We start from the raw sequence: 21,485 nt of genomic DNA, 5'->3' as shown, positions 1-21,485 counted from the left end.
TTCGCGCTTTAATAGCTAACCCCTTGGGATCAAGGGCGCCACATAGGAGGACGTTTTTGGACGCGCAGACACACACATTGAGATTGGTGCAGGGACTAGAAGACCTACTCGATCAGTTTCCTCTTTCAAACGTAATTCGATCGCACGCGGAGCTAACTGAACAAACACTGGTTGCTTGGTCTGAGCGACTCAGGGGGTTGGGGTATCCAGGGCGCAAGTTTTGGGATTATCCGGCGGAGCTGATGTACGACGAGGCTGGCGTGCTCGTTGGAGCCATGTTTGTACTCATTCAGGCGGCAATCACAGAGACGGTCTCGATTGTAAAGCGGATCTACGAGCTAAACGGACAGTCCATACGCAAGGACGCCGTGATGTCGCTAGAGGCGGAGATCAATCCGAAGTTAGGCCTTAGCTACGTTGCAATCGCCAACGGAGCTGCGAACTTTTATAAACACCGCTTCGAGTGGCCGGAAGACTGGGACGAGAGCGTGTCAACCCAACAGCAAGCTACAATCAATCTGGTCCGTGTCGTCGGAATGAGTCCGAAGCAAGATTTGGCAGATAACCTGCTTTCTGCCGTACGCGCCATTGCTAATACAAGTGACGGCAACATCAAAGACTTAGCGGGGCTGATTGTGGAGAAATGGCGGGCGCGGCTTGCGCTACACCTCCGCGTTCAATTCGCGCTGACCCAGTATCCCTAGTGGGAACTGAGCTGCTGCTATAGGCAAACATCATCTACTGATAATCTTGCCCATTGATGCCATCAGTTTGATGAACGCTTGTCCGGCTGGCTACGAAAGAAGCTCAATCGCTTGGTTTGGAACCGCTCCAATTGCCTCTTGATACGCTGTGAAAACAAGTCCAGAATTAAGTCTTTTCCTGCCCTGGCAAGAAAATAAACCCCTTACATTTCAATGAGTCGGGCACCCGATACGAGTCTCGTTTCCCGCTCCAATTATTGTTCTACAGCTTCTATTCCGTTTTTCCTGGGTGGATAGTCCTTACTCGCCGCTACGAGTAGACGTAAGGTTGCAACGATGGCTTGAACAACCCCCTTTAATCTTGGGGACGCTGCGCATTGCGTTTAGTGAGGAGGGTGTAAAGGTAAATCGGTGAAAAAACCGGGTGCCAGCCCCAGCGTGGCGGGCCAGGAGGCGTGAGCCGTTCAGCGAGCAAGATTACGCCTGCGAACAACATCATCGGAATGTGCCATGCACCGCTAACAAGCGGCACTAACATCCAGGCCCAGCACGAAACAATACAAAATACGCCATGCGTCATGCCCAAGATCAGACAATCCCTGTCGGCAGCCCAGCCGAACAGGCCTATTTGCCGCCGTTGATGGCCACGATTGAGTGCAGCGTGGTGCCACGGGCTCGCGCTCCATAGCATCGCGATCAGCAGTGCCACGGCCAGGGCGTTTTTTACGACAGCAATCTGTAGCAGCAACTGCAGGGCTATCAGGATGGGGCCGACGGCCATCCACAGCGCACAGTAACCGAGCAGGAATCCGACTGACGCTCGTATTCGTCTGCTCGGCAAGCTAGAGCGCCAGACATGCATGAGTGGCATCGCCAAAAGGGGCGGCATCATGGCCAGAAGCATCAAGGCCCAACCCGCCAGGATTCGGTGGAGTGGGTTCAGTGCGAGCTCCGCTTGCAGTGCAGCGGGCCAACTGGTGATGATCGATAGCCCATTCACGGCCACGCAAAACGCGGGACCTTCTGTGTTGACCCCGTTGTAAACGGAAAGGGCCAGGCCGAGTCCCGCCGTGGCCAAAAGCAATGGCCAGGGGTCGTAAGTAAAACTGCGTAGAACAGGGCCTAGTCGCATGAGGTCGCTCTCAACTCACGACACCACTTCGCTTGAGAACGCTTACCCACCCAGTCAGGGGACCAGGGTTGCCCCGGCGGCATTTTGCCCTCCACTACGCCGTAGCTGGCCAGGTCGAGGCCTTGCCTGGCCATGTGCCCCCGGTCCTCGGAGGTGAACATATCGCGGATCTGCCCATACCAGGTGGGGTCGGTGACAGGCGCGGTTGTGGAATTAATTGTCATGCCCGACTCCTTGTCGACAATTTTCGTGCAATCGGATTACCCATCAATGTTGATGGGGGGCCGACGGTTGATTCGAGGTGTGCTTCATGCCGGCCATGCCAATGCCGCCGCCAACGGCTTTGAGGTCTGGAACGATCTGGATATTGGTCATCATGCCGCCGTCTTCGTGGTCGAGGATGTGGCAGTGGATGACGAACTCGCCGATGTAACGGTCGTAGTGCGTGCGCACCAACACCTGGTAATCGTTCTGCACGAAGAGGGTGTCCTTGAACTCGTGCCACATCCCGCAGTATTGGTTTTGCAGGCCCAGTTCGTCGGCCGGAACCAGGCACTCGCCATTGGGGCCGAAGATACTTTTGGGTTTCTCGCCGGGTTTGGCGTAGAGCACGTCCATCACCTGGAATGGGTTGACGTGAATGTGAAAGATGTGGGGTTCGCCCTGCGAGCTCAGCACCCAGTCGTCGGTGGTGTTGACCTGGCGAGTGAAGTCGATGCGGTCGGGGTCATAGGACTTGTAGTTGATGAAAAAGCCGAACGCGCCTGTCCACGGATCTCCCGGTTTTTTCGGCGGGGTGGCAGGCGGTGAGGGCGGGAATGGCGGATTGCCGATGAAGAAGGCAACCTTCTGGATATCGTTGTTGACCACCGCACCCTTGAGGTCGTCCATCCCGCGCCAAGGGTTCAGATTGCCGGTACGCAATCCTTCGAGGGCCGAGGCGGGTAGCGATGGGTCCGTTTTGTTGGCGTCGTAGAGCGCTTGCTGGATATAGCTTTGCGGATCGTCGGTCACGACCTTGCCGCCAGAGACGATCACCGTTGCCAGCAATTGGGTTTCGTTCGGGCCCTGGCCGCCCGGGCCACCATTGGGGCCGGCATTGGCACGTTCTGCGGGTGTTGCCGACTGGTTCAGCACACAGTAGGTGCCGTCGCGGGGGAACATCAGCAACACATCACTGCGATAACCGGGTTGCAGGAAGTTGCTGCCGATGCCACCGCTGACGCTCTTTTTGTTCACGCCGATGGGTCGAATTGCGGTGCGCGTGAGTCCGTCGGCGGCGATCTCGAATTGAGGGACGAGCTCGACCGGTTTGCTGGAATCGGGCACGGTCACCGGGCACAGGTCGGCGATCAGCGCAGCCTGTTCCTTCGGTGTACCACTGAGCACACCTTTGAGCGCGAGACTGGCTTTGGGATTGGTCGTGTTCATGGGCACGATCTGCAGGTTCACGGTGTCGTGGATACCCCCGTGAATGAAGCGCCAGCGTTGGATTTCTCCCGCGGCAATGCCCTGGAGGGTCGGTTGCACCACGCCATTGATGCTGGTGAACCGACCGCTCTCATCCCAGACAGTGGGCGAGGAGAGTTGCGCATCGAAGTTCTCTACCACACCTGTCTTGCCGCTGGGACACGTCCAGGTGCCATCTTTTTGCGTAATGATGGCGCCCTTGTCGTCGAAACAGGCATACGGGATTTGCTGGAACAGAAAGACTTGTTCGGTAATGGGCTTCCCGGCAGCGTTCTTGAGAATGGTGTCGATGTCGCCTGGATTGCTGCCGGTGTAGGGGCGGTTGCCGCGCACAATCAGGGCGCCCGCGGCACCGCTGGCTACTTGCAGCGCCGTGGAACCATGCCGGTGCGCGTGGTACCAGAAGGTGCCCGAAGGGTGATCGGTGGGGATGTTGATCTCGTATTCGAATTTGGTTTGTGGAGCGATGTTCAACAGCACGTTGTCGCTGTTGCCCGACGGCGAGACGTGCATCCCGTGGTAATGCAGATTGATCGTATTGAAGCAACCCGCCCCACCATTCGCCGGATCGCTTCCCCCCGGACAGCTGGGATCGTTTTTCTCCAGTTGGTTGTCCAGGTGCACTCGCAGGGTGTTGCCTGGCTGCACATCGATGAGCGGCCCCGACAGGCAGCCGCCATAGGAACGTAGCTTGACCTGGTCCTTGGCGCCGTCGGGATTGCCCGGGTTGTAGATAGAGTTTTCGCGCTTTTGCACTTGCAGGTTGAGTTCGACGGTTTGACCGTCACGGGTGATGTCGCCCGCCGGGTTGCAACCACCTTGCGGAACGGCCAGTTCGGTCGCCTTCAGCGTGCCCGTCGGTCCTTTTTCAAGGAGCCTGGGCGGTGCGAGGAAAGGCTGGGCGGCGAGTTCGGCGAGCGCTGCCGTGGAGGCTGTACAGACCATCAACCCGGCCAGGACTATACGAAGCGAAGTCATGTTGTGCTCCCTGCGCCACTGCGCGAATGTGTGCGACGGCCTTGACGGCCGTGTGTCCTTTGATCAGCTGAATTACATGGCAAGCGGCATGCGGGGTGGTGCAGCGGGGTTGTGCTGCGATTCAATCCGGGCCATCCAATTGAACAGCTCGTACGGGGCGCTGACGTCGAGCAAGTCCACGCCATCGTAGATTGGGATTGCAATCAAGAACTGTCCTGGTGCGGGCATGGCTCCCTCCTGGGGAACACCGCGGCGAACGCGCTTGCGTCGTCAGGTGTGTAGCGTCCTGCTAATCAACGTTGCGATGCCCGGACGGCAAAACCGGAGGTCCTGCTGCCTGAAACCAATGCCCAAGGGCAGCTTCCGGGGAGCATAGTTGGCGCCCTTCCACCTGCAAGGCGTTTTCTCAGGCAGGTGCTGAGTGGTATTGATCGACGGGTGTGGGAGTGTGATTAGCGAGGAGGGGAGTTCCGGCGACTTTTTTGCGATCGCGGCGGGACCGTTTCAGGCTGAAAACCGTTGCTCATCTGTTTTCGACCAATATGAGCCGCTGGTCTGTGTATTGGCGTTCGTACTGGCACGTTGCTAGATCCCATATATGCTGACGACGGAGCAGTACCCCCCGAGCCTTTCGGGACTTCTGGCAACAAGGAGGTCACCATGTCATCCGCCCCTCGTGTACGCCGTTCTCTCAGTGATGTTCAGTACGATTATGACCACGGCAAGAAAGATGAACTTGAAGCACTGATCCGCGCCTGGAAAGGCATCAAGGATCTTCCCGCCAGCCACCCCAACTCCTTCTTCTCCATCGGTGGTCTGCATGGCGAACCGTTCCGTGGTGAAGGCAAGACCGACCCCAACTGGTGGGGCGGCTACTGCCAGCACGGCACGGTGCTCTTTCCGAGCTGGCACCGCGCCTATCTCTGGCGCCTGGAGGAGGCGCTGCGCAGTATCCCAAAATGTGAAAACGTCACCCTGCCGTTCTGGGATGAATGTAGCGACGAGTCACGAGAAAATGGCCTGCCGTCGGCCCTGACCCAGGAATATTTCGTGATCGACGGTCAGAACATCGAAAACCCGCTGCGCTCTTTTGTGTTCCCGCAAGCCATCAACGATGAGGTCAAGGACACACCGATCATCTACAGCAAACCCGAGGGCTACGAGACCGTGCGCTATCCGCTGTCCGGGCTGTTGGGCACCGAATCGGACCGCGTAGCCACGGCGGTACACAACGCGCAGTTCAAGGACACGGCGAAGAACATCACCTACCTCAATGAGAACGTCAGCACCTGGCTGAGCGGCAAGATCAAGATTGGTGGCAAGTGGCGCGGCGAGGTGTTCAGTCGCTTCGAAGCCTGCCTCGACTCTCCGAACTACACGCTGTTCTCCAATACCACCTCCGCCGGCGCGAAGAACGATGCCGTCCCGGAGGGCCCTCACCATGTGTCGCTGGAGGAGCCCCACAACTTCATGCACTTGGCGGTCGGCGGTTTCGACTACCCGGGCCAGGGCGACAGTTCGGCGATTCCCGGGGCCAATGGCGATATGGGCGAGAATGAAACCGCTGGCCTGGACCCGGTTTTCTTCTTCCACCACTGCTTTATCGACTATGTGTTCTGGACCTGGCAGCGCCGGCAAGGGGTCACCGATGAATTCAGCATCGACCCCCAGGATCCCGGAGCCACTTACTATAAACCCGGCGGCGTGCAACCCCCTGCGGGCGGCGCGGGCCTGGACCCGAACGCCATACTGAGCCTGGACACCACCCTGGACCCCTTCGTCAAGGCCGACGAAAAACCCTTCACCACCCGTGACTGCATCAACATCGAGAAGCAACTGGGCTACGTCTATGGCGCCGGCTCCCTGGATGCCTATGCCCAACCCGCCAAGCAGTTGCTGTTCAAGGCCGAGGCACCACAGCCAACCGGCAAGACCCTGCGGATCAGCCGTGTCAACCGAGCGAAAATCCGTGGTTCGTTCCTGATCTCGGCCTACGCCAAGGTCGACGGCAAGCGCGAGTACCTCGGTACCCGACCGATCCTCAGCCGTTGGCACGTCGAAGGTTGCATGAACTGCCAGACGCACCTGGAGGCCAAGGCCACCTTCAAGCTGCCACTCAACGCCGATAACTCGGCGATTGACGACGACAGTATCGAGGTGGAAATACAGACCCGTGACACGGTCCTGACGCAGCCAAATGCGGCAGGTCTGCTCAGCACAGGCAACGCTGCCACTGCGGACGCGCCGTTTAAGCTGGAAACCTACTGATCCACAGCTAGCTTTGCCCACTGCTAGCGCGGCGGCCGGAGGCAATCTTCGGTCGCTGCGCCCAGGGGGGCGTGTCGGTGGGGACGGATCTCGATCTGAACCTGAGCAATTGATGCGTTCGGGTTTCCGAAGAACTGCTAGCGATGTCTAGCAAAATTCGCTAGACATCGCTAGACCTTCCAATAATTGGTTTGTCAGACTTCCCTCTGTTCCGCCATTTCCAGGGCATCATCGACCTCGATTCCCAGGTATCTGACAGTGCTTTCAAGTTTCGTATGACCAAGCAGAAGTTGGACAGCTCTCAGGTTCTTCGTCCTGCGATAGATCAACGATGTCTTGGTTCTCCGTAGCTTGTGTGTACTGTACATGGTTGGGTCAAGGCCAATGGCTGTCACCCACGCTTTGACTATTCGAGCGTATTGCCTGGCGGAGAGATGGTCTGAGCCGCCGGTTCGGACACAAGAAGTCCTCCCCACGGAGGTGAGCCTGATGCATTCAAGCCTCCAGGACCGTTCGGGTTTGCTCGGTGATTTCAAATTGCACTGGGTGCTGAGTTTTCTGCTGCATCACGATGGCCCGTGACGACACATGCTCCCCATGGGCGATGTCTCGGACTCGCAACTTGGTTAAGTCACAGGCACGCAGCTTGCTATCGATGGCCAAGTTGAACAGCGCCAAATCACGGGTCTTCTCAGCAAGCTGAAGTCTTACGCGGATGGCCCAGATATCTCTGACTCGGAGCGGGGCTTTCTGCCCGACAAGCTTTCCCTTGTTCCAAGGCTGAGGGCTGTATCTAGCAGTGTTCATGGCTCGTCCTCCACGTTGAGGGAGGACAAGGGTGGATTAGTCACATGGCTGGTGGTCGCTATCCGACCCAAAGCTGACGATTGCGACGGGCAGAAATCGGCCGATTTCAGCCAATACTAACCGTCTGCTTTGGGTCCAGACTGTGTGAAAACGCACTGAAGGCCAGCCCGAACCAAAGGCCCCGACTTGTTCGGGGCAAGGGGGCGGATAACATTCGTTTGATTCTTCGAAATCTTACCCAACTCACGAACAACCTTGCTCAGTTGCGTGGACTATACGGCACAGGACACGGGAGAGACGGTCAACATCGCGGACTTCAGCCGCGGCATGCTCGGCTTGCTGTAGCGTCCGCGGTTGCCTTCATCGACTTTGTGTCGGAGACCTTCCGCCACAGAGAAGGCTTGAACTGAATCGCCACTATTTTCGTAGACGCATCTGAATGACTGCTGTTGACCGATTCTGTTGAAAAAGTCGGTCTGCCAAAACTACCTGATCATTGATTGGTGAAAACGCCTTTTTTGCACGCGACTACGTGAAATCCGAGTCTGAAAGCCTCTGCCCGAAGTAAAGAATTCAATCTCGGACGCGTACTTTTTTGATGCGCAAACCATGGCCGACTTTTTCAACAGAATCGGCCGTTTTTTGCCTGTCGCGAGGGGCTGCTTTCGATAGCCGTCACTCCGGCGCCATCATCACTGCGAGCGTCATCTTGATGAATTCCTCATTCCTATTGATGGCTTCAAGGGCGCCGCGCACGTTGTCGGCAATCTCGGCGGATCCGTGCTGTTCGACCCAGTTCGAAAGCTCCAGGATGGCGGCTTCGAGAGCCAGCTGGTTTTCGTTGAGCTTAAACAGCAGGGAAGGGAGCAGGTCTGAATTTGGCATCGCGAATCCTCCGTGGAGATTTCAGCGTAACAGTCGTCAATCGTTAGGGAGGGAAGGTGGGGCGGTCGGCAGGAAGCCGGAGGAAGATCTCGGTATCGCGCGCCAGCTCGCGCAGCGTGAAGGCTCAGGGCGCGCTACTGTTTGCCTCCGCTTTTTTCTTAATTTCCTCCAACTCAGCAACAGAAATTGAGCTCGTGGAAGCACTCGAAGATGTCGAGCGCCGGCTAAGGGATGCACATGAGTGGACCAATGTGGTACTGGAATGGCGTAGCTTGCGTGTCTAGGGGGGGTATGCAATATCCGGGGCTGAAAGTTATCGGATATTGCATGATAGCTTCTGGTAGGAGGGCGCCACTACTCTCGGCAGGGTTTTGCTCAGGAAGTGGGTACTTCCCATTCAGTAACTGAGCGTTCCAAAAGGAAGCTCATACGCTGCGAATGGCTTTGCCGTTGTCCTTGCGAAAGTAGGCAAAGGTTTTGAAGTCCGGGACCAGGCGAACAGTTAGCCACATCAACTCGACGTTGCGCTCGGCCTCGCGCTCCAGCTGCGGCTGGACTGAATTCGATTGAGGTAACCGTAGATTTGGATCTTCAGCAAGACCGCTGGATGGTAGGCCGGAGGACCTGTGGCAGCAGGATCAACACCCTCAAAACCGAGTGCACCCAGGTCGAGTTCGTCGACCACACGCACCGGATTTTTTTCCGCTACTTAATCGTCCAGACAATCCGGCAGCAAGGTGATTTGAGTTCGAGTCTCACCTTCAATGAGGCGTTTTATGATCGTCCACCTTACGATCTCGACGTAGAGAATACGTGATAGCCCACGATCCCAGAAATCGGAAGCTTCCGCTGCCGTGCGGAGTCAGGGAGCGTCGGATCCAGCACCAAGCGAATGGCAAACACCACGTTGCTCTTGCCTACGCGATTCTCGCCCAGCAACACGACATTGCCTGCTAGCGGGATATCAATTGTCGTTGAATTGCGGAAATTACGAATGCTCAGCTTGGATAGGCGCACGTGATTTCCTCTCTCATGCTAATTGGCCGCCCGCTTTGCGGGGCTCGGCCTCATGGCGAGATGCCATGGCCGGAAATCTTAGTAGATGGCGCACAACCACGCGAACCGAGTCCAACCGTTCCATCAACGGTGAAACAAATTTACTCGCGACACTTCATCCGGCCCTTAGGGATTTTCAGCCACTGTCAACGCTTGCACTTGGGGAATAGCTGATGAAGTGAGCGGCCGACCTGTCGCCAACTCCCCAAAGGAATCTGCCGTGTCGATGTAGCGCATGGCTGACTTCATGTCCTTCCAGCCGACGTACGTCATCAGCGCTTTGATATCCCAGCCATTGGCCGCGGCCCAGGTGGCGAAGCCGCGACGCAGTGAGTGACTGGTATACAGATCGCCAGTCACCCCCGCGCGATTAAAAATTCGCCGCAGCAGTGGAATCAGGCTGTTGGCGTTAAAGCCGTCTTCAGCCAGATGCCCCCAACGATCGAGCTTTCTGAAGACCGGGCCGTGCGCAATCCCCGCCACGGTAATCCAATTCACATAGGCCTGGACGGGGCAAAGCTTCTTCAGGGCTGGCGTGCGAAAGGTCGTTCCCAGGTGCTGACGATCGCCTTTGCTGTGCGGTAGGTAGAACGTGATACCCACGCCCGTTTGCGCCTGGGTGTGCTCCACTTGCAACCGTGACAGCTCATCGCCGCGAAACCCGCGCCAAAATCCAATCAGTACCAAGGCGATATCGCGTCGACTGCGCAAAATGCCTGTCAGGTCGTACCGCGCGGCGGCCTGTTCCGCCTCTCGTTCCAACCACTGAACAGCTTGCTCCAGGTGCTGCAGGAGCAGGGGCGCCGCCTGCTTTTCCTGGGTGGGGTGCAAGGTGCGAATGCCCTTGATCATCTGCCGCACCGCCGGCGTTTTAGTCGGATCGGGGAAGCCCTGGGTGATGTGCCACTGGGCGAGGGCGGCCAGGCGCTGTTTCAGCGTACTGATGGCGTGCTGGTCCGCGTACTCCGCCAAGTAACGCACGATGCCGTCCCCGGTCGTGGGGAGAAAGCCACCCCAAGTCACTTCGAAGTGCTCCACCGCGGCGCGGTAGCTGCGCCGGGTGTTCTCCCGGGTGCCGGCCTGCAGGTAGCGATCCGCCTTGTTCATCTCGACCCATCCACCGTAAACGTACCTTTTCCAGCCAAGGAAAAGACGATTTTTGCCTATCTGATGCGATAACGCTCCATTATTTTATCAAAGAAAGCTACGTAAATTATTCTTTTTTGACCACGGAAATGCTATGTATATACGTAGTATGTAAAACAGTACGAAATCGTAGGAGAGGAAAATGGCGCGCGGTGGAATCAACAGGGCGATAGTCCTGGAGGCTAGGAGAGCGCTGCTCGCCCGCGGCGAGAATCCGAGCATCGACGCCGTGCGCATCGAACTGGGCAATACCGGTTCGAAGACGACTATTCACCGTTATTTAAAGGAAATAGAAGATTTTGACCCGCGACCGCGGGCCTCTAGAGAGCGGCTGAGTGATGAACTGACCGAGCTTGTTGCCGGCCTTTTAGAGCGAATGACGGAGGAGGGAGGCGAAGCTCTTGCGTACGCCCAGGCGCGCTTCGACGAGCAGCGCAGCGAGTTGGAGCAAAAGCTCGACGGCTTGAGTGCCGAACTCACCTCATTGCAGCGTGAAGTGGATAGTCAGAAAGGAGGGTTAGCGCTTCAAGCGGATGAGTTGCAGATTTGTCAGACAAGCCTGCAAGCCGAGCTCACCCGCAATGCCCGCCTGAGCCAAAATTGCAGTGACTTGGAAATTCGCGTGCAGGAGAAGGATGAGCAGATCCGCTCTCTGGAAGAAAAGCACCTTCACTCCCGCGAGGCGCTGGAACATTACCGCAACGCGGTCAAGGAGCAGCGTGAACAGGAGCAGCAACGACACGAAGGACAGGTGCAGCAAGTTCAGGTTGAGCTACGACAGCTCCAGCAGACGTTGATGCTTAAGCAGGATGAACTGACTCGACTCAACAGAGATAACGAGCGCCTACTGAGTGAGGCTCGCCAGCAGAGCAAAGCAGTCGCGACGCAGGAAGACTCGGTGCTTCGATTGGCCGGTGAGATTACTGCAATGAAGACAGCGGTTGCCAAGGCAGACGGGGCGAAAGAAGCGTTTCAAGAGCAGCTCGATGTGTCGCGCGCCGAAGCTAAGCGACTGGAGGAGGGCCTGGCGCAGGCAAGCACGCAATTGGCCGAAGCCCAAAGATTGTCGGAACAATATTCTGCGGAGCTCACTCAGCTACGACAAGCCGCGGGCCATCCTGATATCGACAATGAAAGCTCCACAAGATAAGGCCAGAGGAGAGTTTGATTGAGCAAATTTGACGTGGCGTGCAGCGGTTCCGCTGGAAACACTCTTGACCTCAAATATGCGCATGAGCGCCTGAATCAGATGGTTTCCTCGGACGATTGTTCGGGGCCACTGAAGCGCGCCGGGCGACTCAAGTCTCAAGCGAAGAAGGTGGCGCCCAAAATGAGCAGGGGGAGCCTTGATGCGTATAAGGGTAAAGAAACGCCGCTGTGAATTTCTAGGGATTGTATTGAGTTGCATACTAAGCACACATTCCGCGTTCGCTTGCACAGCGCTGTAACTGTAGGCGACCATCTCATATCAGCGGTGGCAATTGGGCATAAATTGCCGACGGCGACAGGCCGTACTGGGTCGATTTCCGCCAGTGCGTCAGGCCAGGATCCCCCACCCTAGAGAGATCGTTCGGGTCAGCAACCAAATGAAAGGCGTTCCACGCCCAGCCCGCAAGCCTCGTGAAAATTCTCTTACATCGACTTGATCGAAACCACTTTCACAAATCGGAATTTTTTCTTGGCCGCCCTAATAGCTTCTTGCTCGGCTAGGAGGGTACTTAGCGTATCGGCCTCATGGACCATCTCGTGCGTCTCGCCTTCAAATTCATTGCCCACTCGAAGCGTGACTCTGAGCCTGGGTGTAAATGTTTTCGCGACTTTCTTTTTCTCTGCCACTTTCGCTGGCTGCGTGAACACGATATTCGAGACAGGCTTTTGCACTGGAGGCTCACTGCATAGCGGAGCTTGCTCGCTACCACCGAACAGCGCCCGGCGCATTTCTTCTTCAGTTAAATCTGGATTCATGCCAATTCTCAGAGGGGTGTTATGGGTTGCTAGTGCGATTCTATCAGCATGGCGAATTTATCCAGTCGAGAGTCCCGTCTGCTCAGGTCTAATCCCCTGCAACCACGGCTGGAGGATTTAGGTTCGCTATTTATCGATACGGCTACGTGAGGCCGAACCACTGCTGACTGGGGCGACGGACTCGTAACTTTTGACGAGTTCATATCAGCCGCGACTTGCCGCTCCCGAGACTTTTCTTCAGGGAGAACCTCCATATCGAAGGACCACTTCCCAAAACAGACATTCAAGAAAGGCAGAAATTGGCTAATTTTTGCCTGTCGCCACTGCTATCGTTGGGTCGAAAGGTGCCTGTCAGCAGGGACTGCAACCGCCTCAAGCAAACGCTGTGGCGTCAATGTTGCTGCATCAAACGGTTCAATAGGTCCGGTTCGCAAACTGTATGCTGACGTCTTGATTCAAGACATACGTAGAGGGCAGCAATGAAGATCACGGGAAGAGTCGAGATCGAGACCGTCATTGACGTCTTGTGTGATGCATGCAGCAGTTCCACGCGTTCTGAGAATGGCGGACTTCAATATGCCAGCCTCCACGCTCACTGGGGTTATGGCACCAGACATGACGGCGAGCGGTATGAGTTTCATCTCTGTGAGGGCTGCTTCTTCAAGACCATTGCTTACCTTAAGCAGGAACGGCGGACCGAGAATTTGTTCAGCGACAAAGCTGCTGACGCCCCTGATGATTTTGGCTTGGTCGCAAGGGACAATTTCTTCGGAGACGAGGGGAGTCGTTAGGCTGTCCATTGTTTATCTGTCTGCGTACCACTCCCGAACAACTAGCACTTCGGGGAAGTGTCTGCTCTTGGCGATCTCTACCCGTCGCCACCGTCAGCTTTTAGCCGATTCTGTTGAAAAAGTGGGATTTTCAAATGGCTTGAACTCAGGCACGAGCACCACCGGAGAACCTACTCACCACATTGAGTGGTTTTTCGGCCCTTCGGTGACCTTTGCTGCTCTGTTATTGGGTTAATTTGAGGTTTTTTGCTTGGTGCAGGCGCACCTATCCTGTGACTGGTGGCCCTTGAGATGAAAATCTGGCCAGCCGTCGCAGGTTCTGCACCGCAGCGGCCAGCGTGAATTCATCCGTCGCGCCACTCAGGCCACGTAGCCGCAGGCGATCCAATTTCAGGATGCGCTTGAGGTGGGCAAACAACATTTCGACCTTTTTACGTTCGTGGCGAGAGCGCTGATACGCCGGCGTTGCTGCAATGCGCCGAGCCACATCGCGAGCGGCTTCATGGACGCTGCGAGCGATCTTGCGAATCGAAGTGTTCGGGCAGCACTTGGCTTTCATCGGACATGTCGCGCAGTCGGTCTGTCTGGATCGGAAGATGATGGTGTTGGCTTTTGTGACGTGCGAACGCTCGTTTTTGAAAGCTCGCCATTCGCTGCGCAATGCGTTGCCGGCCGGGCAGCGGTATTCCTCGGCCTCTTCATTCCAGTGGAAATCGTTACTCGAAAAGCTGTCGTTCTTGCGCTCAGTTTTGTCCCACACCGGCACATGCGGCTCGATGTCTTTTTCCTCCACCATCCAGGCCAGCATCGGCGCGGTACCGTAAGCGGTGTCGCCAATGAGGCGTTCCGGCTTGATGTCGAACTGCGCTTCGACCCGATCGATCATCGTCTTGGTGCTCTCGACTTCTGCGGTTCGATGAGCCGGTGTGGGTTCCACATCCATGATCACGCCGTGCTCGGTATCGATCAGATAATTCGTGGAGTAAGCGTAGAACGCTGGGCCACCTGGAGCTGCGGTCCAGCGGGCTTGAGGATCCGTCAGCGACAGGCGCTTCGGTAGCGTTTCGGCCAGAGCCTCTTCATCGAGGGCTTCAAGATACTCACGCACGGCGCGGGTGCTCAGGGTCGGATCGCTCCAGTTGACCGGCTCATCACCCGGTACGCCGCGCTGCCGACTCGCATCCGCTTTGATGATGCTGGCGTCCACGGCAAAGCCTTCACCCTTGACCAGACCTGCCTCCATGCAACGACGCAGCACTTCATTAAACAACCAGCGAAACAGATCGCTGTCCCGAAAACGGCCGTGTCTATTTTTGGAAAAGGTCGAGTGATTGGGGACTTCATCTTCAAGGCTTAACCGGCAGAACCAGCGATACGCCAGGTTCAAATGGGCCTCTTCGCACAACCGCCGCTCTGAGCGAATGCCGTAGCAATAGCCCACGATCAGCATGCGAATCATCAGTTCAGGATCAATCGACGGACGCCCAATCGGGCTATAGAAATCGGCGAGGTAATGGCGCAGGTCGCTCAGATCGAGACACCGATCAATGCTGCGCAGAAGGTGATTGGCTGGAATGTGATCTTCAAGGTTGAACGAGTAAAACAGCCGCTCCTGCCCACTCGATAACTGTCCCATCATGCTGCGTGCTTCCCTGCTGGCCAATGCAGAGATTTTGCCGCAGGCCAGACAGGGGAGCTACTTTTTCAACAGAATCGGCCGATTGCTGTCAGTCACGAATGACCCCGCAGACGTCCCTCGAACCTCTTTTCACCTTTAGGGGAATCGCCTTCACAGACGCATTCCCATCTCGAAAGCACGTGTCTCAAACCCGAACTCTGTGTACATGCGAGCAGCACGTGCATTGAACGGCCAGACAGACAACCTCAAGTCCTGAGCGTCATTTTCGATTGCCCAGTTTTTAACGAGTTGAATAAGCCTACGTCCAATACCTTTCCCCCAAAATTGCTCGGCAACACATACCGATCCGATGCGAACAACATTCAGCGGTTGCATCAGCGGCCCGGAGCTTGCCGACAGGCTGGCAGTAATGAAGGCCGCGGCTTGGTGACCGACATTCGCGATGAATACAACCTGACCCGGTTTCTCGAAAATACCTGACCAGTGAGGAAGGTCGCGCGCGAAGTCTTGGGTGGCAGCCGCGTAAATATCGGGACGGGCAGCGTGATGCACCGCGTTAAGCAATTGTCCCAACTCACAAATGCTAAATGCATCTTCTACCGTTGCGATTCGGTAAGTAATGGCTTCGTCCATGATGTGCAGCTCTCCTTGATTGTGTGGGTGGTTCGCAGAGCTCCCGGTCTTTGTCTCATGGCAGGGAGGATATTCCAATGCTACTTCTGGCCGATTGCAGTCTGTCGCGAAGGGCTGAAGCTGGCCGAAAGCCGCCAGTTTCCGAGGGTAGCTATTGACCGTTGTTTATCATGATCGATACAACTGCGGGGCCAGAGTGTCGCCGAGCAGGAGGTGTGTTTGGGAGTGCGGCTGCTCAGCGCCGCACCGCGGAAATTCTTCTAACAATGGCGCGACATCACGACATCAAACCTTTCACAAACGGCGCCCATGCTGGCGTTTAAGGTTTTCGCGACACGGATGGTCGGCTGATTCCATTCTTTATGAAAAGAACTCCAATCGTAGTGAAAACTCATGCGAACCACGACTGCTATTGAATTAGCTGGTGGGCATTTTTACTTGGCAGCTAATGTCCTATGGACATCCCTTTGCCATTTGGCGACATTGGTCAGCCCCGGGCGGGCGGGCAAGCGAAGTCGCTAAACGTTAAATGGAAAGGATGAGATTTAATGTACTTGAGACAGGTAGAGATTGAGGGCTTCAAGAGCTTCGGCAGGCGCTTTACCGTTGAGTTTCATGCGGGGCTGAACGTGTTGGTCGGGGAGAACGGCGCGGGCAAAACGGGCGTGATCAACGCGTTGCGTCAGCTTTTTCAAGATTCGGAGTCGGGAAAACGTTCGGTCAACGAGCGCGACTTCCACAAGTCGTTCGAGCTTGACGCGGTGCCTGCCTCCAGTTTCGCCATCAAGGCGATTTTTGGTGATCTAAGCGTGTTCGAGAAAGTAGCGCTTGACTCCTGGTGTGGTGGGCAGGACGAAGCGGTGCTCAATCTGAGCGTGTTGAACCGGGAAGTACGCGGCCGCTACAGTCAGGATCTCTGGGGCGGCGCCATCAGGACCGGGGTACTCAATCAACAGACGTTGGATCTGATTCACTGCATCTATTTGCCCCCGTTGCGCGATGCGGAGCAGAAGTTGCGGGAGGGACGGCAGTCAAGGCTATCCAAGCTGATGAAGGCGTTGTGCAAGGATCAGTTACAGGCGTGCGCCAAGAACGGAACGTTACATCCGCTAGAAGTGAAAGTCGCCGACTTCAATTCCCAGTTGGCCGCTGAACAGGACATTAAACGGGCGAATGCACTGATTTCCAGTAGCCTGCGTGCGGCCCTCGGAGAAAGGCTGTCGCAAAACACGACGATTCAGTTTTCGGAATCCAACTTCACCAGGATCGTCGAAGGCTTGCGTTTGCTCTATTTTCCTAATGGATCACCTGCCGAATTGTCGCAGTTCCGCTCGCTGGATGAGAACAGTCTGGGCTACAACAATCTGCTCTACATCGCCTCCATCCTCGCCGAGTTGATCGTTGAGGATGGCGAGGGCCCGGAGGAGCGCACGCTGCATAAGTTGCTGCTGATTGAGGAGCCGGAAGCGCATCTGCATCCGCAACTTCAGATCAGGCTGTTAAAGCACCTGCAGGAGGTGGCCCTGAACAAGAATATTCAGGTGGTGATCACCACCCATTCCACGGTGATTTCGTCGGCCGTTTCAATCAACAACATCATCCACATCAACGGCGGAGCGGAACCGCTGGCCGTTCCTGCGCGCTTTTGCGGCCTGTCGGAACCTAGTCGCCGTTTTATCGACCGGTGGCTGGACGTGACCAAGTCAAACCTACTTTTTTCCAGAGGCGTCATTCTGGTCGAAGGAGTGGCGGAGGCCATTGCGCTGCCGGAGCTGGCGAAAATCGTCCTCGCGGACCGCGGCAAAGGTTTGAACACCCTAGATGACTACGGGGTGTCAGTAATCAATCTAAATGGCATCTATTTCGCCCATTTCATGCAACTGTTTTGTGAGGTCGAGGGGCAGTTGCGTAGCCGTAACCTGCCCATTCCCTGCGCAGGTCTCACCGACAAGGACCCGGCCAAAAACCAGAAGGTGTTGGTGCAGGAGCAGCTTGTCGAAGTGGTCTTCAAACCGTATCTAGGGAATCTGGCCGTTGGGACCAACCCTGCGCTGGCCCTGACCCCCAACATTGCGATGTCCCAATATGGGCGGTTGTTTAGTGGCGAGCTGAAAACCTTTGAGTATGACCTGGCGATGACGGCGGACAATCTGCAAGTCATGCTGCGAGTAGCGTATGAGAACTGGCCCACAGACGGCCCGGTCAAGGCATCGTTCAAGATCATGCTCGAGGCCGACTTTGGTGCCCTGTCTGAATCGCAGAAGGCCGAGTATGCCTACGAACTTCTCGAGCGCATTGACTCCAATAGCATGGGTAAGGGCCTGTACGCGCAACTAATGGCCGACAAGCTCGAGCAAAACGATTGCGCCTTTGCGGTACCGCATTACATCAAACAGGCGATCCTCTGGGCATGCGGTATTGCTGAGAAGCCACTTTAATGACCTTTCCCAGCGAAGAGCAGCGCGAGTATTTGGGGTCCTCCATCGACGAAAATATTTACTTGGAGGCCTGTCCGGGAAGCGGAAAAACTGAGGTCATCGCCGCCAAAGTGGCCCGTGAGATTGAGGATTGGCGAGGGTATCCGGGGGGGATTGCGCTGCTGTCATTTGCAAACAGCGCCGCCAATGAACTGAAAACCCGGCTGATTGCCCACCAACGGCGGGCTCCGGTGGCTTATCCGCACTGGGTGTCGACGATTGACAGCTTCATCCTCAATTGTCTCGTGGCGCCCGTAGCCCACACGCTCACCGGCTATGCCGGCAAGGACGGCGATTTCCGGTTGAGGCTGGTCGACACTGCGTCAACGGTGTTCTTCAAAACAAAATACGCCCTAGAACACATCCGTGTTCCTGCCAACCAATACGACTTTGATCTGGCTACGGGTAAATTTGTCTTCCGAACGGGTGAACCTGGACTGGACCGCAAGCTGAACGCCGTGGTCTTGGCCGATTGGCAACTGCGCGACCTCAGGGACGCCAAGACGCGTTTCAAAGCGTCAGGTTTTGCCACCTACCGGGATGTCGAGCATCTCGCGATCCAGATCCTGCAGGAGGCAAAGTTGTCAGCCTTTTGCACGCGACTAGCCCTGCGTTATCCATTTCTGGTAATCGATGAATGTCAGGATCTTTCGGTGGAGCAATTGAACGTCCTGGAGGGCTTGCTCAGGCTGGGCGTGAAAATGCATGTCGTGGGGGATCTCAATCAGTCGATTTACGGATTTCGCCATGCGGATCCTGCACGTGTCATGTGTTTCATCCGCGATCATAGATTCACCGGTATGCAGCTGCGTCAGAATTTTCGCAGTTCGCAGGCAATTGTCGACCTGTGCTCCGAACTGGTGCCGGGGAACAAAATCCACGGCAATCCAGCGATTCAGCCTACTGCGCCTGTGATTGTCGAGTATGACGACTGTCCCTCTGAAGCGATGCCTCTGTTCATGAGCCTCAGTGACAGCTACGCGAACCGGGTGATCGTCTCGCGTGGTCACTCGACGCTGAACCGGTTTTGCAGTGGCGCCAACGATCTGAACGATACCGAGCGCTTGGCACTGGCGTGCGCCTTGGCGGGCAATGATTCGGCGTTCGCTATCCAGAAGTCGCTCGCGCTGTTTGGAGGGTGGCTGGCAAGCAAGTTGGACTATTCGGCAAAACCCAATTCCTTCCACTGCCCTGTGGATGTCGAGTCCGAGCTCGAGTGGCGATTGTTTCTCCATCAGGCGTTGGCATTTGTCACGACCACGGGCGCCTCTATCGCAGGGCAACACTGGAGGGGGTGGTGCAGAGTGGCCAAGGCCCGTCTTAATGAGCTGCCAATGCAGGCCTTTGTCATCGCAGATATCGCTGTGGCAATTGCACCATTGGCAGAACTTGGTTTGCGCTCACCGGCGGGACTCGGTGAGCAACTTGTCACTCAGAGACTTTCGTTGGTGGCGTTGCACCAGAGCCGCATCCGACTGGCGACGATTCATCAGATCAAGGGAGAAACCCACGAAGCGACAATGCTGGTTTCAGCTTCCAGGCGAGGGGATCAGTCACATTGGGCGGATTGGATTGGTGACAAGAACTTGGAAGCGGCAAGGCTCGCCTATGTCGCGAGTTCAAGGCCCAAAAATCTCCTGGTCTGGGCGGTCAAGAAGTTGAAGGCCGCAGAGCGCACCACGCTTCAACGGCTGGGGTTTGAAATAGCCCAGCGATAATCCAGCAGCAAAAAAATGCAGCTCTCCTTGCGAACCTCGTTCGCGACGAAGCGAGTTGTGCTGTAACTTTGAACTCCGTCATCAACCTTGCAAGCGAGCAAGTTTTGGATAGCTGAGCAGGCGTCAGCATGGTGCATCGGCAATTGCGCTGAGGCTCTCGGCGCTCAACAATTAAGTCTCAGCAGATGCCTATTGGCCCTTAAAGCTGACTGAGGGCGTTCCAGGGGTGGGTGGTATCAAGGAGGAAGCGCGTGCAGCCGGCAGTAATCGATGAGTTGTATCGAGCGGCAGTGTTTAATCATGAGGAGGCTTGGCAGTTGCTTGATGAGCGCGCTGCTGAGTGCGCAGCGCTGCGGAGCCTGGTCAGTACGGATCAGCCAGGTGGAATAGACCTGAGTCTTGGCCTTGGCGTGGATGGCAATGAATTTATAATACCGGTTATTCAGGGGCCTAGGGCCTTCTTTGTCTCAGCGGAGACGGCTGTGCAGGGAGCGCTGCAGGCTGGTCGCTCCGAACTTTTGCTTGATTACTCGCTCAGTTTCGATTCGAACTTCGCTGAGAGATTAAGGCGGCTGATCAATCAGCAGACGACCTCTGGAGATCAGGATCTTGCGCGGGTCAAAAGCGTTCTCATGTTGAAGGCGAACAATCCGCGGGTTCAATTCGATATCTTGCCGTTTCTCTATGAAAATGTCCGACTGACACGAGATGACACCAGTAACGAGCGACCGATCGACACGCTCGTCGCGTTCCGCACTTTGGACTATCTCGATTGGGAGCGCTACCGAGATACGGAGGAGCTGCACTTCCATGGTGAATCGATCGACGCCTTGAAGGAGGGGCTTCGCCCAGCGGCTGTGCGGCTGATTTACGACCTTCACACGAACGAAGATTTTTTGCGCCATGAGGCATCGGCCTTGGCGACAGAGGCCTTGCTGCTGAGGCTGGCGGGGCTTTGGCATGTTCCCAATCGAGATGTGAAGACGATTTTCGGAAAACTGATCGACTACTGCGTCAATGATCTAGGTTTTATTCCGATGTCCGACTTGAGTCTGATCTGGAAGGGGATAGCGACCAAGCAGCCGGCCCCCTTTTTCGGACCTGTCACTGGTCGTTCGCACACGATGCTTGAAAAAGTAAAGGGAATGGCTTGGGATATCTCACACTTACGACTACTGGAGCGTATGGCCGCGCAAAATAGCTATGGTGCATTTCACATTCCGTTTTTTGTCTCGTTGGATGCCAAGTGGCGAGCGTTACTGCGTTTGAATCCCATCCGCTTCATGTTGTTCGATGACCGCACCCGTCGGATGCTCTCGGGGCGGGCTGATGAAGCGAGCTTCCAGGCCATCTGTCTATCCAGCGCTAGCGAGAACACCAAGTGTTTCCTATCACCTGCACACGTTGCAAAGCGTCGCGCTGCCGCCTTGTCGTTGAGCATTGACGCCATGCACGCTTTGGTGCGGAAAGAGCAGGGGCGCTGGTTGTGAATTGAATCGTTCCGCAATATAAGCCGGAGGCTCAACGGCAGACGCGATACTTTAGGGTATGGGGAGGAGGGGGATGCGAGCAAGAAGCTGAGAACAGTGGGGCTTTGATGGCTCCTTGCACCCTGTCGGAGTAGCGCAGCAGGGCGTGCTGGGTAAGCTTGTAATAGTGGTGATGGCGATGGCCGGGCGTCAGGGGAATCAGCGCAGCGTTTAGGCTCCGGACCGTTCTTTCACAGCCTATGGTTATCCCAAGTGGTAGCCTACGTAGTTGAGCGCATCCTCCCAAATGGTTGATCATGCGATTTAACTGCGTTCTGGTCGCCTTG

18 protein-coding genes and 2 pseudogenes are annotated in these 21,485 nt (G+C 56.1%); 9 read left to right on the top strand and 11 right to left on the bottom strand.

Features of this window, described 5'->3' with window-relative positions:
- Positions 1 to 56: 56 nt before the first annotated feature.
- A complete protein-coding gene (locus MEB48_RS04310; protein ID WP_237882216.1) occupies positions 57 to 704 on the top strand; it encodes a hypothetical protein in 648 nt (215 codons plus the stop codon).
- Positions 705 to 1,059: 355 nt separating this feature from the next.
- Here the strand turns inward: MEB48_RS04310 and MEB48_RS04305 are convergent, their stop codons facing one another.
- The 4 genes from MEB48_RS04305 to MEB48_RS04290 form a co-directional block, all read right to left on the bottom strand.
- Positions 1,060 to 1,611 (bottom strand): copper chaperone, encoded by a 552-nt coding sequence (locus tag MEB48_RS04305; RefSeq protein WP_269137385.1) that lies wholly within the window; start codon positions 1,609 to 1,611, stop codon positions 1,060 to 1,062.
- Positions 1,612 to 1,826: 215 nt separating this feature from the next.
- Entirely contained in the window at positions 1,827 to 2,060 is a 234-nt protein-coding gene (locus MEB48_RS04300; RefSeq protein WP_237882213.1) for a hypothetical protein, read from the bottom strand.
- A 43-nt stretch (positions 2,061 to 2,103) separates the two neighbouring features.
- Complete coding sequence (locus MEB48_RS04295; protein ID WP_237882211.1) at positions 2,104 to 4,284, bottom strand: multicopper oxidase family protein; 2,181 nt, start codon at positions 4,282 to 4,284, stop codon at positions 2,104 to 2,106.
- Positions 4,285 to 4,356: 72 nt separating this feature from the next.
- Positions 4,357 to 4,512: a hypothetical protein gene (locus MEB48_RS04290; protein ID WP_237882209.1), complete on the bottom strand. Its 156-nt coding sequence runs from the start codon at positions 4,510 to 4,512 to the stop codon at positions 4,357 to 4,359.
- A gap of 432 nt (positions 4,513 to 4,944) precedes the next feature.
- Here MEB48_RS04290 and MEB48_RS04285 point away from each other — a divergent pair, with 432 nt between their 5' ends.
- On the top strand, positions 4,945 to 6,552 hold the full coding sequence (locus MEB48_RS04285; RefSeq protein WP_237882207.1) for a tyrosinase family protein: 1,608 nt from the start codon (positions 4,945 to 4,947) through the stop codon (positions 6,550 to 6,552).
- A 194-nt stretch (positions 6,553 to 6,746) separates the two neighbouring features.
- Here MEB48_RS04285 and MEB48_RS04280 read toward each other — a convergent pair.
- Positions 6,747 to 7,359: pseudogene (locus tag MEB48_RS04280) on the bottom strand (tyrosine-type recombinase/integrase).
- 80 nt (positions 7,360 to 7,439) lie between these two features.
- Between MEB48_RS04280 and MEB48_RS29090 the strand changes: the two are divergent.
- Positions 7,440 to 7,769 (top strand): abortive infection family protein, encoded by a 330-nt coding sequence (locus MEB48_RS29090; RefSeq protein WP_269137384.1) that lies wholly within the window; start codon positions 7,440 to 7,442, stop codon positions 7,767 to 7,769.
- 265 nt (positions 7,770 to 8,034) lie between these two features.
- Here the strand turns inward: MEB48_RS29090 and MEB48_RS04270 are convergent, their stop codons facing one another.
- The 3 genes and pseudogenes from MEB48_RS04270 to MEB48_RS04260 all read right to left on the bottom strand — a co-directional run bounded on the left by MEB48_RS04270 (position 8,035) and on the right by MEB48_RS04260 (position 10,407).
- Positions 8,035 to 8,244 (bottom strand): hypothetical protein, encoded by a 210-nt coding sequence (locus MEB48_RS04270; protein WP_237882202.1) that lies wholly within the window; start codon positions 8,242 to 8,244, stop codon positions 8,035 to 8,037.
- A gap of 428 nt (positions 8,245 to 8,672) precedes the next feature.
- A pseudogene (locus tag MEB48_RS04265) lies at positions 8,673 to 9,022 on the bottom strand (transposase); the annotation flags it as partial.
- Between the two features lie 404 nt (positions 9,023 to 9,426).
- A complete protein-coding gene (locus tag MEB48_RS04260) occupies positions 9,427 to 10,407 on the bottom strand; it encodes a site-specific integrase (RefSeq protein WP_237882200.1) in 981 nt (326 codons plus the stop codon).
- Positions 10,408 to 10,588: 181 nt separating this feature from the next.
- On the opposite strand from MEB48_RS04260, the gene MEB48_RS04255 reads away from it, so the two are divergent.
- Entirely contained in the window at positions 10,589 to 11,596 is a 1,008-nt protein-coding gene (locus MEB48_RS04255; RefSeq protein WP_237882198.1) for a DNA-binding protein, read from the top strand.
- An 18-nt stretch (positions 11,597 to 11,614) separates the two neighbouring features.
- A complete protein-coding gene (locus tag MEB48_RS04250) occupies positions 11,615 to 11,827 on the top strand; it encodes a hypothetical protein (protein WP_237882196.1) in 213 nt (70 codons plus the stop codon).
- Positions 11,828 to 12,078: 251 nt separating this feature from the next.
- On the opposite strand, the gene MEB48_RS04245 is transcribed toward MEB48_RS04250, so the two are convergent.
- A complete protein-coding gene (locus MEB48_RS04245; protein WP_237882194.1) occupies positions 12,079 to 12,411 on the bottom strand; it encodes a hypothetical protein in 333 nt (110 codons plus the stop codon).
- 479 nt (positions 12,412 to 12,890) lie between these two features.
- On the opposite strand from MEB48_RS04245, the gene MEB48_RS04240 reads away from it, so the two are divergent.
- Entirely contained in the window at positions 12,891 to 13,202 is a 312-nt protein-coding gene (locus MEB48_RS04240; protein ID WP_237882192.1) for a hypothetical protein, read from the top strand.
- Between the two features lie 265 nt (positions 13,203 to 13,467).
- On the opposite strand, the gene MEB48_RS04235 is transcribed toward MEB48_RS04240, so the two are convergent.
- A complete protein-coding gene (locus MEB48_RS04235) occupies positions 13,468 to 14,841 on the bottom strand; it encodes a transposase (RefSeq protein WP_237882190.1) in 1,374 nt (457 codons plus the stop codon).
- Between the two features lie 150 nt (positions 14,842 to 14,991).
- On the bottom strand, positions 14,992 to 15,474 hold the full coding sequence (locus MEB48_RS04230; protein ID WP_237882188.1) for a GNAT family N-acetyltransferase: 483 nt from the start codon (positions 15,472 to 15,474) through the stop codon (positions 14,992 to 14,994).
- A gap of 548 nt (positions 15,475 to 16,022) precedes the next feature.
- Here MEB48_RS04230 and MEB48_RS04225 point away from each other — a divergent pair.
- The 3 genes from MEB48_RS04225 (at position 16,023) to MEB48_RS04215 (ending at position 21,159) form a co-directional block, all read left to right on the top strand.
- On the top strand, positions 16,023 to 17,912 hold the full coding sequence (locus tag MEB48_RS04225; protein WP_237882186.1) for an ATP-dependent nuclease: 1,890 nt from the start codon (positions 16,023 to 16,025) through the stop codon (positions 17,910 to 17,912).
- A complete protein-coding gene (locus MEB48_RS04220) occupies positions 17,912 to 19,669 on the top strand; it encodes a UvrD-helicase domain-containing protein (protein WP_237882184.1) in 1,758 nt (585 codons plus the stop codon). The genes MEB48_RS04225 and MEB48_RS04220 overlap by 1 nt, the downstream gene beginning before the upstream one ends.
- Positions 19,670 to 19,920: 251 nt before the next feature.
- Entirely contained in the window at positions 19,921 to 21,159 is a 1,239-nt protein-coding gene (locus tag MEB48_RS04215; RefSeq protein ID WP_237882182.1) for a hypothetical protein, read from the top strand.
- Positions 21,160 to 21,485 lie beyond the last annotated feature (326 nt).

Source organism: Pseudomonas sp. PGPR40, from assembly GCF_022014505.1.
Classification (GTDB): Bacteria; Pseudomonadota; Gammaproteobacteria; order Pseudomonadales; family Pseudomonadaceae; genus Aquipseudomonas.
Note: the sequence above shows the minus strand (reverse complement) of the source record. Positions and strands in the feature narration are given on the sequence as shown.

Bases quoted from the DNA above. Each gene is read 5' to 3' on its own strand.
- MEB48_RS04285 (WP_237882207.1), top strand. From the start codon at position 4,945: ATGTCATCCGCCCCTCGTGTACGCCGTTCTCTCAGTGATGTTCAGTAC.
- MEB48_RS04260 (WP_237882200.1), bottom strand. From the start codon at position 10,407: ATGAACAAGGCGGATCGCTACCTGCAGGCCGGCACCCGGGAGAACACC.
- MEB48_RS04290 (WP_237882209.1), bottom strand. From the start codon at position 4,512: ATGCCCGCACCAGGACAGTTCTTGATTGCAATCCCAATCTACGATGGC.
- MEB48_RS04225 (WP_237882186.1), top strand. From the start codon at position 16,023: ATGTACTTGAGACAGGTAGAGATTGAGGGCTTCAAGAGCTTCGGCAGG.
- MEB48_RS04300 (WP_237882213.1), bottom strand. From the start codon at position 2,060: ATGACAATTAATTCCACAACCGCGCCTGTCACCGACCCCACCTGGTAT.
- MEB48_RS04235 (WP_237882190.1), bottom strand. From the start codon at position 14,841: ATGATGGGACAGTTATCGAGTGGGCAGGAGCGGCTGTTTTACTCGTTC.
- MEB48_RS04270 (WP_237882202.1), bottom strand. From the start codon at position 8,244: ATGCCAAATTCAGACCTGCTCCCTTCCCTGCTGTTTAAGCTCAACGAA.
- MEB48_RS04220 (WP_237882184.1), top strand. From the start codon at position 17,912: ATGACCTTTCCCAGCGAAGAGCAGCGCGAGTATTTGGGGTCCTCCATC.
- MEB48_RS04230 (WP_237882188.1), bottom strand. From the start codon at position 15,474: ATGGACGAAGCCATTACTTACCGAATCGCAACGGTAGAAGATGCATTT.
- MEB48_RS04240 (WP_237882192.1), top strand. From the start codon at position 12,891: ATGAAGATCACGGGAAGAGTCGAGATCGAGACCGTCATTGACGTCTTG.
- MEB48_RS04255 (WP_237882198.1), top strand. From the start codon at position 10,589: ATGGCGCGCGGTGGAATCAACAGGGCGATAGTCCTGGAGGCTAGGAGA.
- MEB48_RS04245 (WP_237882194.1), bottom strand. From the start codon at position 12,411: ATGAATCCAGATTTAACTGAAGAAGAAATGCGCCGGGCGCTGTTCGGT.
- MEB48_RS04295 (WP_237882211.1), bottom strand. From the start codon at position 4,284: ATGACTTCGCTTCGTATAGTCCTGGCCGGGTTGATGGTCTGTACAGCC.